The following is a 12,101-nucleotide window of genomic DNA, read 5'->3' as shown; positions in this document are numbered from 1 at the left end:
GGGGGGGGGGCCGCCGGGGGCGCGCCCGGGTGTAACCCCCCCCCGCGCCCCCCCCCCCCCCCCCCCCCCGGCGGGGGGGGGGGGGCCCCGCCCCCCCCCCCCCCCCCACCACCCCTTCGGGGCGCACGGGAGGGCTCAGCCCTCGACGCCCAGCTTCTCCAGGATCAGCTCGCGGACGCGGGCCGCGTCCGCCTGGCCCCGGGTCGCCTTCATGACCGCGCCGACCAGGGCGCCGGCCGCCGCGACCTTGCCGCCGCGGATCTTGTCCGCGATGGCGGCGTTGCCCGCGATGGCCTCGTCCACGGCGGTGGACAGCGCACCCTCGTCGGAGACGACCTTCAGGCCGCGCTTCTCGACCACGGTGTCCGGGTCGCCCTCGCCGGCGAGCACGCCCTCCAGGACCTGGCGGGCGAGCTTGTCGTTGAGGTCGCCCGCGGCGACGAGCTCGGCGACCCGGGCGACCTGCGCCGGGGTGACGGGGAGCTCGTCCAGGCCGCGGCCGGTCTCGTTGGCGTTGCGGGCCAGCTCGCCCATCCACCACTTCCGGGCCTGGTCCGCGGGGGCGCCCGCCTCGATCGTGGCGACGATCAGGTCGACCGCGCCCGCGTTGAGGATGGACTGCATGTCGTGCTCGGAGACGCCCCACTCCTCCTTGAGCCGGGCACGGCGGACGCGCGGCAGCTCGGGGAGGCCCTTGCGCAGCTCCTCGACCCACTCGCGGGCCGGGGCCACCGGCACGAGGTCGGGCTCGGGGAAGTAGCGGTAGTCCTCGGCGTTGTCCTTGATGCGGCCGGCCGTGGTGGAGCCGTCCTCCTCGTGGAAGTGCCGGGTCTCCTGCACGACCGTGCCGCCGGAGTTCAGCACCGCGGCGTGGCGCTGGATCTCGAATCGGGCGGCGCGCTCGACGGAACGCAGCGAGTTCACGTTCTTCGTCTCGGAGCGCGTACCGAAGGTCTCGGTGCCGTTCGGGCGCAGCGACAGGTTGACGTCGCAGCGCATCTGGCCCATCTCCATGCGGGCCTCGGAGACGCCGAGCGCCTTGATGAGCTCGCGCAGCTCGGCGACGTACGCCCGGGCGACCTCGGGGGCCCGTGCGCCCGCTCCCTCGATCGGCTTGGTGACGATCTCGATGAGCGGGATGCCCGCGCGGTTGTAGTCGAGCAGGGAGTGGGACGCGCCGTGGATACGGCCGGTGGCGCCGCCGACGTGCGTCGACTTGCCGGTGTCCTCCTCCATGTGGGCGCGTTCGATCTGCACCCGGAAGACCTCGCCGTCCTCCAGCTGGACGTCCAGATAGCCGTTGAAGGCGATCGGCTCGTCGTACTGGGAGGTCTGGAAGTTCTTCGGCATGTCCGGATAGAAGTAGTTCTTCCGGGCGAAGCGGCACCACTCGGCGATCTCGCAGTTCAGCGCGAGGCCGATCTTGATCGCGGACTCCACGCCGATCTCGTTGACGACCGGCAGCGCGCCGGGCAGCCCGAGGCAGACCGGGCAGGTCTGCGTGTTGGCGTCCTGCCCCAGCTCGGTGGAGCAGCCGCAGAACATCTTCGTCTTGGTGCCGAGCTCCACATGGACCTCAAGGCCCATGACGGGGTCGTACGTCGCGAGGGCGTCCTCGTACGACTCCAGGTCGATGACAGTCACGGAAAACTTTCCCTCTCAGCCCAGCAGTACGTCGTCGTCGCCGAGACGCTTCAGTTCGCGATAGAGGATCGCGAGGCCGGTCACGATCGCCGCGGCGGACACGGCGGCGTCGATGAGGCGCAGCGTGTCGTTGTCCGAGCGGGCCAGCTTCGCCTGCTTGGCGACGCTCAGCGCACCGAAGGCGGTGGTGCCCATGGACACGTACAGCCCGGTCTTCGACTTCTTGAAGTTCTTGGCCTTCTTGGTCATGGCGCTCATAGCGACGGAGCCTCCTCGAGCAGCGGGTGTCCCCACTTTTCCACGAAAGCGGCCTCGACGGCGGCTCCGACCTTGTAGAGCCTGTCGTCCTTCATCGCGGGGGCGATGATCTGGAGCCCGACGGGCAGGCCGTCCTCGGGGGCCAGGCCGCAGGGCAGCGACATGGCGGCGTTGCCGGCGAGGTTGGTCGGGATGGTGCACAGGTCGGCCAGGTACATCGCCATCGGGTCGTCGGCGCGCTCGCCGATCGGGAAGGCGGTGGTCGGCGTGGTCGGCGAGACGATCACGTCGACCTGCTCGAACGCCTGCTCGAACTCGCGCGTGATCAGCGTACGGACCTTCTGCGCGGAGCCGTAGTACGCGTCGTAGTAGCCGGAGCTGAGCGCGTACGTACCGAGGATGATGCGGCGCTTGACCTCGTCGCCGAAACCGGCCTCGCGGGTGAGCGCGGTGACGTCCTCGGCGGACTTCGTGCCGTCGTCCCCGACGCGCAGGCCGTAGCGCATGGCGTCGAACCGGGCGAGGTTCGAGGAGCACTCGGACGGCGCGATCAGGTAGTACGCCGACAGGGCCAGGTCGAACGTCGGGCAGTCCAGCTCCACGACCGTGGCGCCGAGCGACTTCAGCAGCTCGACCGACTCGTTGAAGCGCTGGACGACGCCGGCCTGGTAGCCCTCGCCGGAGAACTGCTTGACGACGCCGACGCGCATGCCCTGCACCGAACCGTTGCGCGCGGCCTCCACGACCGGCGGCACCGGCGCGTCGATCGACGTCGAGTCCATCGGGTCGTGCCCGGCGATCGCCTCGTGCAGCAGGGCCGCGTCCAGGACCGTACGGGCGCAGGGGCCGCCCTGGTCGAGGGAGGACGAGAAGGCGACCATGCCGTAGCGGGACACCCCGCCGTAGGTGGGCTTGACGCCGACCGTGCCGGTGACGGCGGCGGGCTGGCGGATGGAGCCGCCGGTGTCCGTGCCGATGGCGAGCGGCGCCTCGAAGGAGGCGAGGGCGGCCGAGGAGCCGCCGCCGGAGCCGCCCGGGATGCGGGTGAGGTCCCAGGGGTTGCCGGTCGGGCCGTAGGCGCTGTTCTCGGTGGAGGACCCCATGGCGAACTCGTCCATGTTGGTCTTGCCGAGGATGACGACGTCGGCGGCCTTCAGCTTCTGCGTGAGGGTCGCGTCGTACGGCGGGACCCAGCCCTCGAGGATCTTCGAGCCGACCGTGGTCGGCATGTCCTTCGTGGTGAAGATGTCCTTGAGCGCGAGCGGGACGCCGGCCAGCGGGCCCAGCTTCTCGCCGGCCGCCTTCTTGGCGTCCACGGCACGGGCCTGGGCGAGCGCGCCCTCGCGGTCCACGTGCAGGAAGGCGTGCACCTTCTCGTCCACGGCGTCGATCCGCGCGAGGTGGGCCTCGGTGACCTGGACGGCGGTGAGCTCGCCGGAGGCGATCTTCGCGGCGATCTCGGCCGCGGTGAGCTTGATGATGCTGCTGATGTCGGTCATGGCAGTCAGTCCTCCCCCAGGATCTGCGGCACCTTGAAACGCTGCTGCTCCTGGGCCGGGGCGCCGGAGAGCGCCTGCTCGGGGGTGAGAGACGGACGGACGACGTCCGCCCGCATGACGTTCGTCAGCGGCAGCGGGTGGGAGGTCGGCGGTACGTCTTGGTCGGCGACCTCGGAGACGCGGGCGACCGCGCCGATGATGTCGTCCAGCTGTCCGGCGAAGTGATCGAGCTCTTCGCCCTTCAGCTCCAGACGCGCCAGCCGGGCGAGGTGGGCGACCTCCTCGCGCGTGATGCCAGGCATGCAGCGATCCTCAGGGGTTGGTGTGTGGTTTGCCGGGGGCAGGTGGAAACGTGCCGCCGGGCCCCAATCCTATGGGGTCGGCCACACGGCCGAGGACAGGGTTTCTACGTCGTCGCCGGGCGCGGGCCCGTCGTGCGGCCCGAGGGGCGCTGTTCCAGCTCGGGCGCCGGGGTCGCGGGCGTCGCGGCGGCGGCCGGGGCCGACGCCCCCGCCGCCGGCTCCGCCGGGCGGCGCCAGCCGTGCTCGCCCCGGGCCCGCAGCCAGGCGGTGGTCTCCTGGGGCGGCATCGCGGCGGCCACCAGCCAGCCCTGCACCGCGTCGCACCGCAGGTCGCGCAGCCGCTCCCAGGTCTCGTCGTCCTCGACGCCCTCGGCCACGACCAGCAGGCCCAGCGAGTGGGCCAGGTCGATGGTGCAGCGGACGATCTCGGCGTCCTCGTGGTCGATGGCGAGCCGGGCCACGAAGGAGCGGTCGATCTTCAGCTCGCTGACCGGCAGCCGGCGCAGGTGGACCAGCGAGGAATACCCGGTGCCGAAGTCGTCCAGGGACATCTTCACGCCGTGCCCGGTCAGCCCGGCGAGCGTGTCCGCCGCCCGCTGCGGGTCCTCCAGCAGCACGTGCTCCGTTATCTCCAGCTGGAGCGCCCCCGCCGGGACGCCGTGCCGGGCGAGCCGGGCCGCGACGCCGCCGGCGAACCCGGGAGTGTGCACGTCGCGCGGCGACACGTTGACGGCTACGGGCACGAAGAGGCCCTGGGCCCGCCAGCGGGCGACCTGGGCGAGCGCGGTCTCCAGGACGTACTCGGTGAGGTGCGGCATCAGCCCGGAGGACTCCGCGATGGCGATGAACTCGTCCGGGGGCACGCGTCCGCGCTCCGGGTGCACCCAGCGGACCAGCGCCTCGAGCCCGGCGACCTGGCCGTCGAAGCGGACCTTGGGCTGGTAGTGCAGCTCCACCTCGCCCGCGTCCAGCGCGCGGCGCAGGTCGCCGAGGAGGCCGAGCCGGTCCGGGGTGTTGCTGTCGCGCTTGGACTCGTACACCTCCACGCCGGTGCGGTCCCGCTTGGCCTGGTACATCGCCACGTCGGCGCGGCGCAGCAGCCCCTCCGCGTCCACCGCGTGGTCCGGGAAGACGGCGACACCGGCGCTGGCCTCCAGGACCAGGGTCAGCCCGTCCAGGTCCAGCGGGGACGACAGCTCGGCGACCAGGTGGCGGGCGACGCGCTGGGCGCTGGTGGTGGAGTCGGCGGTGGGCAGCAGGACGGCGAACTCGTCGCCGCCCAGCCGGGCCGCCTCCGCGCCGCGCGGCAGGGCGAGCCGGAGCCGTTCGGCGATCTGGAGCAGCAGCCGGTCGCCGGCCAGGTGGCCGAGGGTGTCGTTCACGGCCCGGAAGCGGTCGAGGTCGATGAGGACCAGGGCGGCCCGGCTGCCGACGCTCTCCGCCTCCTCCAGGGCGGACCAGGTCCGCTCCAGCAGCCACTGGCGGTTGGGCAGCCCGGTCAGCGGGTCCTTCAGCTGCTCCTCGGCCCGGGCGCGGGCGATCCACAGCGTGGAGTCGAGCGCGATCAGCGGCACCGCGAAGAGCGGCAGCAGGACCGGCCGGGCCATCGCGACGACGCAGATCAGCGGGGCGATGCCGAGCAGGGCGACCGCGACGAGGCCCTGGCGGAGCAGCGCGGTGCGGGCGACGGTGGGCAGGCCGCCACCCGGCTGGGCCCGCGAACACCACAGCAGGACCCGGGTGACGAGCAGATAGGTGGAGGCGGCGAGCAGGACCTCCGGAACGGCGCCGATCCCCCAGTCGAGTGGCCGCCACGGCGTCTCGACGGACTGCACCTCGCCGAACGCGGCGAGCACCAGGGCCGCCGCCCCGACCCCGAGGATGTCCACGGCGCCGTGCAGCAGCCCCTGCCACCAGCGGTGTCTGCGGGCGACGCCGACGAGGACGACCACGACGAGGCTGACCAGTCCGGCGGGCACCCAGCCGTACAGCAGCAGGACGGCCAGGGTGAGGGCGGCGCCGGAGCCGGTGCCGCCCCACCAGCGGTCCCGGCCGAGTGCGACGAGGTGGCCGACGACGATGCCGGTGAGGACGGCCAGCGACCAGCCGGCCCGGCCGTCCGGGAAGAGGGCGCGCCCTTCGCTGAGGGCCCGGGAGAATCCCGTCGCGAGCTGGACCGTGGCAAGGCCCACCACGACGGCGCCCACTTTGGGCGCGGGTCCCAAGAAACCTTGCAGCCGCGCCACCGGTGCGGCGCTCTCGGTCGGTTTCATTCCGTCCCTCTCACAGCCGGCGATGCCGATGTCACCCGATGAATGCGTGCCGTGCCACGACGCACCCCGGCCCCGCCCGGTGGCCAGGTTCGAGGGCGTGTCCGACCACAGTAGGCCGCGGAGGGCTGCTACGGGCAGCGGTCTACCGCTCTTGCCCGAATGCGAACCGACTGTCCGTCAGCATCTGATAGGGGGTGCCCCGCCGATCGGGTGACGCCGACGGTGCGTCGGCGGGACGCTCACTCTCCGGGCGCCCCTCCCCCGCCCTCCGCCGGAACCGCCGCCTCGCGGGCCGCGTCCGGACCCTCGTCGAGGAGGACGGCGAAGCCGGTCTCGTCCAGCACGGGGACCTTCAGCTGGACCGCTTTGTCGTACTTGGAGCCGGGGTTGTCACCGACGACGACGAAGGCGGTCTTCTTGGAAACGGAACCGGTGACCTTCGCTCCCCGGCTCTGCAGGGCTTCTTTCGCGCCATCCCTGGTGTGCCCGGTCAGGGTGCCCGTGACCACGACGGTCAGCCCTTCGAGGGGGCGGGGGCCCTCGTCCTCGCCGGCGCCCTCGTCCTCCATCCGGACGCCGGCCTCGCGCCACTTGCGCAGGATCTCGCGGTGCCAGTCCTCGGCGAACCACTGCTTGACCGAGGCGGCGATGATGGGCCCGACCCCGTCGGCGTCGGCCAGCTCCTGTTCGGTGGCCTCCTCGATGCGGTCGATGGACCGGAACTGGCGGGCCAGCTCCCGCGCCGCGACCGGGCCGACATGGCGGATGGAGAGCCCGGTGAGGATCCGGGCCAGCGGGGCCTCCTTGGCCGCCGCGATGGCGTCGAGCATCGCGAGGGCGTTCTTCTTGGGCTCGCCCTGCTGGTTGGCGAAGACCCGGGCGATCTTCTCCTCGCCGGTCTTCGGGTCGCGCTTGGGCAGCCCGCTGTCCGGGTCGAGGACGTAGGCCCGGATCGGCAGCAGCTGGTCCACGGTGAGCCCGAAGAGGTCGCCCTCGTCGCGCAGCGGCGGTTCGGCGGGCTCCAGCGGCGCGGTCAGCGCGGCGGCGACCACGTAACCGAAGTGGTCGATGTCGAGGCACTTGCGGCCGGCGAGATAGGAGACGCGCTCGCGCAGCTGGGCGGGGCAGGAGCGGGCGTTGGGGCAGCGGACGTCGACGTCCGCCTCCTTCATGGGCTTCAGCTCCGTGCCGCACTCGGGGCAGTGGTCCGGCATGACGAACGCCCGCTCGGTGCCGTCGCGGAGGTCCACGACGGGGCCGAGGATCTCCGGGATCACGTCCCCGGCCTTGCGGAGCACCACCGTGTCGCCGATCAGGACGCCCTTCGCCTTGACCACGTTCTGGTTGTGCAGGGTGGCGAACTCGACCTCGGAGCCAGCCACCACGACCGGCTCGACCTGGGCGTACGGGGTGACGCGGCCGGTGCGGCCGACGCCGACGCGGATGTTGACCAGCTTGGTGTTGACCTCCTCCGGCGCGTACTTCCAGGCGATGGCCCAGCGCGGGGCGCGGGAGGTGGAGCCGAGCCGCCCCTGGAGCGGGATCTCGTCCAGCTTGACGACGACGCCGTCGATCTCGTGCTCCACGGAGTGCCGGTGCTCGCCGAAGTACGCGATGAACTCCCGTACGTCTTCGAGGGAGTCGACCACCTTGTTGTACTTGGCGGTGGGCAGGCCCCACTCGCGCAGCAGGTCGTAGGCGTGCGAGAGGCAGTCGATGTCGAAGCCCTCGCGGGCGCCGATGCCGTGGACCACCATGTGCAGCGGGCGCGTCGCCGTGACCTTCGGGTCCTTCTGGCGCAGCGAACCGGCCGCCGCGTTGCGGGGGTTGGCGAAGGGCTTGTCGTCGGCCTCCACCAGCCGGGCGTTCAGCTCCTCGAACCCCTCCATCGGGAAGAAGACCTCGCCACGGACCTCGACCAGCGGCGGGACGCGGTCGCCCTTGAGCCGGTGCGGGATGTCCGCGATGGTGCGGACGTTGGGCGTGATGTCCTCGCCGGTGCGGCCGTCGCCCCGGGTGGCGGCGCGGGTCAGCACGCCGTGCTCGTACGTGAGGTTGACGGCGAGGCCGTCGATCTTCAGCTCGCACAGGAAGTGGTAGCCGGGCGCACCGACGTCCCGGGCGACGCGCTCGCCCCAGGCGGCCAGTTCCTCGTCGTCGAAGGCGTTGTCCAGGGACAGCATGGGCTCGCGGTGCTCGACCGAGGTGAATTCCGTGCGGTAGGGACCGGCGACCTTCTGGGTCGGCGAGTCCGGGGTGCGCAGCGGGGGGTGGGCGTCCTCCAGGGCCTCCAGCTCGCGCATCAGCCGGTCGAACTCGGCGTCGCTGACGACCGGCTGGTCGTTCACGTAATACCGGAAGCGGTGCTCCTCGATCTGCTCCGCGAGGAGCTTGTGCCTCTCCTGCGCCTCTGCTGGCACCGCCGTCTGCTCTTCGCCGGCCATCGTCCCGTCCTCCCGTTACCCAGCGTCCCGCTACTCAGGGTTGTCCGCGAGCGATCTCGCGGCCCGGGCGCAGTGGGCGAGCGCGGCCCGTGCGTACGCGGGCGACGCACCCGCGAGTCCGCACGAGGGGGTGACCGTCACGGACTCGGTCAGAGTCCCCGGATTCAGCCCCAGCCTGCGCCACAGCGTCCTGACACCCATGACGCTACCGCCCGGGTCGGACAATCGGCCCGAGGCCGGGTCGGTGCCCGGTACGACTCCGAAGAACATCCGGGTGCCGCCTTCGACGGCTTCCCCGACGGCCTCCTCCTCACGCTCGGTGAGCAGGGAGAGGTCGAAGGAGATGCCGTCCGCCCCGGCCCGGCGCAGCAGCGCGAACGGCACCTCGGGGGCGCAGGTGTGCACGAGAGTGGCGGCCTCCCCGGCCGCCGCGAGCACCTCGCGCAGGGTGGCCTCCACGATCTGGCGGTCCACCGCGCGATGGGTGCGGTAGCCGCTGGCGGTCCTGACCCGGCCGCGCAGTACGGCGGTGAGGGAGGGCTCGTCGAGCTGGAGGGCGAGCCGCGCGCCGGGCACCCGGCGGCGCACCTCGGCGAGGTGGCCGCGCAGCCCCTCGGCGAGCGATTCCGCGAGGTCGCGGCAGGCGCCCGGGTCACCGAGGAACGCCTCGCCGCCCCGGCGTTCCAGGGCGGCGGCCAGCGTCCAGGGCCCGACGGCCTGGACCTTGAGCGGGCCCTGGTAGCCCTGGGTGAACTCCTCCAGGGCGTCCAGGTCCTCGCCGAGCCAGGACCGGGCCCGGCGGGTGTCGCGGCCGGGCCGGTCGCTGATCCGCCAGCCGCTCGGCTCGACGTGCCCGTACAGCTCGGAGAGCAGTCCGACGGTGCGGCCGGTCATGTCGGCGCCGGGCCCGCGCGCCGGGAGTTCCGCCAGATACGGCATGCCCTCGCCGTCGCCGAAGGAGCCGGTGACGGTCTTCGCCGCCTCCCGGGCGTCTCCCCCGGGCATCGATCCGATCCCGGTGGCCGGGCAGTGCCTGAACTCGTTGATCTCGCTCACGCGGGAAGCCTACGGGCGCGCGGGGGCACTCAGCGGCCGGGGCGGACGGTGAGGTCGTTGACCTCGGCGTCCCGGGGCAGGTCGAGCGCCATCAGGATGGTGGTCGCCACGGACTCGGGGTCGATCCAGCGGGCGGGGTCGTACTCCTTGCCCTCCTGCCGGTGGACCTTCTCCTGCATGGGGCTGGCGGTGCGGCCCGGGTAGACGGTCGTGACGCGGACGCCGTTGCCGTGCTCCTCGTGGCGCAGCGAGTCCGCGAGCGCCTTCAGGCCGTGCTTGCTGGCGGCGTACGCGCTCCACTCGGGGCTCGCGGAGAGCCCTGCGCCGGAGTTGACGAACAGGACGTGGCCCTGGGCGACGCGGAGCTGGGGCAGCGTGAGCCGGGTCAGCTCGGCGGGGGCGACGAGGTTGGCGTTGAGCTGGTGGTGCCAGGCCTTGGGGGTCAGCTCACCGACCGGGCCGAGCTCGACCACGCCCGCGATGTGCAGCAGCGAGTCGAGCCGTTCCGGCACGGTCTGCTGGGCGAGGGCCCAGGAGAGCCGGTCCGGGTTGGACAGGTCGCCGACGAGGGTGCGGGCGCCGGGGTGGAGCGCGGCGAGCTCCTTGGCGCGGCCCGCGTCGCGGGCCAGCAGGACGAGGTCGTCCCCGCGTTCGGTGAGACGCCGGGCGACCGCTGCGCCGATGCCGGAACCGGCACCGGTGATGAGGTGAGTGGACATGGCCCCCATCGTCGCACCCGCCGCCCGGGCCCCGTACGTCACGTCACTGCAGGCCGGCCGACTCCTCCAGATAGGCCAGGGCGCCGACGCCGTCCTCCGCGAAGAAGACCAGCTCGGTCAGCGGGAGGGGCAGGAAGCCCTCGTCCTCCATGCGCTGGAACTGCTCGCGCAGGCCGTCGTAGAAACCGGCGGTGTTGAGCAGGACGACCGGCTTGGTGTGCTTGCCGTGCTTCTTCAGCTCCAGGATCTCGGTCGCCTCGTCCAGCGTTCCGGTGCCGCCGACCATGATCACGATCGCGTCGGACTTCGCGAGCAGGAGCGCCTTGCGCTCGGCGAGGTCGCGGGCGATGACCATCTCGTCGGCGTTGGTCCGCGCCTTGGCGGCCAGGAAGTCCACGGAGACGCCGACCAGTCTGCCGCCCGCCTCCTGGACCCCGTCGGCGACGACCTTCATCAGGCCGCTCTCGGAACCGCCCCAGACCAGGGTGTGCCCGCCGCGCCCCAGCAGCTCGGCGAATTCGCGGGCGGGGACGGTGTAGCGGTCGGGGAGGTCGGCGGCGGAGAGGAAGACGCAGATGTTCATGCCTGCCACGGTACGGCCCGCCGCTCGCGGGCCCGTGCCCGGGGAAGAATCCCGCGCCCGGAGCGGCTGTGAGAGGTATGACTGCCACCCGAGGACACCGCATCACCGTCGAGCCCGGAACCGAGCACGTCCGCGTGGTACGCGACGGACTGCTGCTCGCCGAGAGCCGCCGTCCGCTCGTCCTGCGCGAGACCGGCTGCCCGGTCCGCTACTACCTGCCGCCGGAGGACGTCCGCACGGAGCTGCTGACGCCGTCGGAGACCCGCACCCACTGCCCGTTCAAGGGGGACGCGTCCTACTGGTCGCTGCCCGGGGCGGCGGATCTGGTCTGGGTGTACGAGGAGCCGAAGGCCGAAGTGGCGGCCATCAAGGACCACTTCTGCTTCTACGACACGGAGCTGATCGCGCGCTGACATGGCGCCGGGATGCGGCGGGAGCCGCTGTGGCGGACCCTGATATCCGTGGCCCCGCCACGAAATGGCCCCGCGCTGCCACGCCCGTACTGGGGTCGGGCGTGGCAGCGCGGGGGAGCCGGCAGTTCCCACGGTGAGAGCGTCACCGCACCGCTCCACGCCAGAGCGCGGGCTCAGAGCCGTCGAACAGTCTCTCGCGGGCTTCGACGTCCGGAAAAACAAGTCTCATCTGGCGACGGAACGCGGCCCCGTGCCCGGGTGCGCGCAGGTGGCAGAGTTCATGGACCAGGACCAGGTCCACCAACGCCGGAGGCAGTTGCATGACCGCCCAGTGCACAGTGATGGTGCCGTCCTGCCCCAGTGCTCCCCACCTGAGCCCCAGATCACGGGCCTCGACCCCGGGCGTCGGCACCCCGATACGCGACGCGTATGAGGGCAGCCGCGCTGCAAGCCACCGGGTGCCGCACGCCTCGTACCACTGGACGATCAAACGCGCGCCATCGTCGGCCGCGCGCGGCTGGGGCAGCTCCAGCCATCCTCGGTGCAGCCTCACGCGACCGGCCTCCCCCGGGGCACGGAGCTTCAACCGGTGCCTCCGGCCGAGGTAGCTGAAACCGGTGCCGCCGACAAGTTCCTTGACCGGCTCATCCGGCCTGGTTCGCCTCTGCCGGACCTCGCGGGCCAGGCGCGGCAGCCGGACCCGTACAGCCTGCGCGACGGCGGCCGGGTCGGCGTCCTGTGGCACGGCGAACAGGACGTCCCCGTCGTCGTCCACCTCGATGCCCAGGGTGCGACGCCGGGGCCGCACGACGACGTCCCACGTCCACTCCCCCGGCGCGAGGAGCGCCTCGATCGCCTGGCGAACGGGAGTACTCACAGGGCATTCCTACCATCCGACCACACGCATTCC

The 12,101-nt window shown here is 72.4% G+C and carries 11 protein-coding genes; 1 reads left to right on the top strand and 10 read right to left on the bottom strand.

Annotated elements, in window-relative coordinates; genetic code table 11:
- Positions 1-135: 135 nt before the first annotated feature.
- From gatB to AB0L33_RS13655, 9 genes are all read right to left on the bottom strand, one after another.
- A complete protein-coding gene (gene gatB, locus AB0L33_RS13695; RefSeq protein ID WP_365680792.1) occupies positions 136-1,644 on the bottom strand; it encodes an Asp-tRNA(Asn)/Glu-tRNA(Gln) amidotransferase subunit GatB in 1,509 nt (502 codons plus the stop codon).
- Between the two features lie 15 nt (positions 1,645-1,659).
- Positions 1,660-1,902 (bottom strand): hypothetical protein, encoded by a 243-nt coding sequence (locus AB0L33_RS13690; RefSeq protein WP_143619552.1) that lies wholly within the window; start codon positions 1,900-1,902, stop codon positions 1,660-1,662.
- Positions 1,899-3,401: an Asp-tRNA(Asn)/Glu-tRNA(Gln) amidotransferase subunit GatA gene (gene gatA / locus AB0L33_RS13685; RefSeq protein ID WP_365680789.1), complete on the bottom strand. Its 1,503-nt coding sequence runs from the start codon at positions 3,399-3,401 to the stop codon at positions 1,899-1,901. The genes AB0L33_RS13690 and gatA overlap by 4 nt, the downstream gene beginning before the upstream one ends.
- A 5-nt stretch (positions 3,402-3,406) precedes the next feature.
- The gene (gatC, locus tag AB0L33_RS13680) at positions 3,407-3,703 is read right to left on the bottom strand and encodes an Asp-tRNA(Asn)/Glu-tRNA(Gln) amidotransferase subunit GatC (protein ID WP_018102521.1); all 297 of its coding nucleotides are present in this window, start codon (positions 3,701-3,703) and stop codon (positions 3,407-3,409) included.
- Between the two features lie 104 nt (positions 3,704-3,807).
- Entirely contained in the window at positions 3,808-5,976 is a 2,169-nt protein-coding gene (locus tag AB0L33_RS13675) for a bifunctional diguanylate cyclase/phosphodiesterase (protein ID WP_365680787.1), read from the bottom strand.
- 239 nt (positions 5,977-6,215) lie between these two features.
- Positions 6,216-8,420: an NAD-dependent DNA ligase LigA gene (gene ligA, locus AB0L33_RS13670; RefSeq protein WP_365680785.1), complete on the bottom strand. Its 2,205-nt coding sequence runs from the start codon at positions 8,418-8,420 to the stop codon at positions 6,216-6,218.
- A 30-nt stretch (positions 8,421-8,450) separates the two neighbouring features.
- On the bottom strand, positions 8,451-9,476 hold the full coding sequence (locus tag AB0L33_RS13665; RefSeq protein ID WP_365680783.1) for a methionine synthase: 1,026 nt from the start codon (positions 9,474-9,476) through the stop codon (positions 8,451-8,453).
- A gap of 29 nt (positions 9,477-9,505) precedes the next feature.
- Positions 9,506-10,195 carry an SDR family oxidoreductase gene (locus AB0L33_RS13660; protein WP_143619562.1) on the bottom strand — a complete coding sequence of 230 codons (690 nt, stop codon included), beginning with the start codon at positions 10,193-10,195 and terminating at the stop codon, positions 9,506-9,508.
- A 43-nt stretch (positions 10,196-10,238) separates the two neighbouring features.
- Complete coding sequence (locus AB0L33_RS13655) at positions 10,239-10,778, bottom strand: TIGR00730 family Rossman fold protein (RefSeq protein ID WP_365680779.1); 540 nt, start codon at positions 10,776-10,778, stop codon at positions 10,239-10,241.
- A gap of 77 nt (positions 10,779-10,855) precedes the next feature.
- Between AB0L33_RS13655 and AB0L33_RS13650 the strand changes: the two genes are divergently transcribed.
- Entirely contained in the window at positions 10,856-11,191 is a 336-nt protein-coding gene (locus AB0L33_RS13650; protein WP_365680776.1) for a DUF427 domain-containing protein, read from the top strand.
- A 142-nt stretch (positions 11,192-11,333) separates the two neighbouring features.
- On the opposite strand, the gene AB0L33_RS13645 is transcribed toward AB0L33_RS13650, so the two are convergent.
- A complete protein-coding gene (locus AB0L33_RS13645) occupies positions 11,334-12,068 on the bottom strand; it encodes a YgjP-like metallopeptidase domain-containing protein (protein WP_365680774.1) in 735 nt (244 codons plus the stop codon).
- Between the last annotated feature and the right edge of the window lie 33 nt (positions 12,069-12,101).

This window comes from Streptomyces sp. NPDC052299, assembly GCF_040679335.1.
In the GTDB taxonomy this organism is placed as follows: domain Bacteria; phylum Actinomycetota; class Actinomycetes; order Streptomycetales; family Streptomycetaceae; genus Streptomyces.
This window is presented reverse-complemented; position numbering and strand designations above follow the sequence as displayed.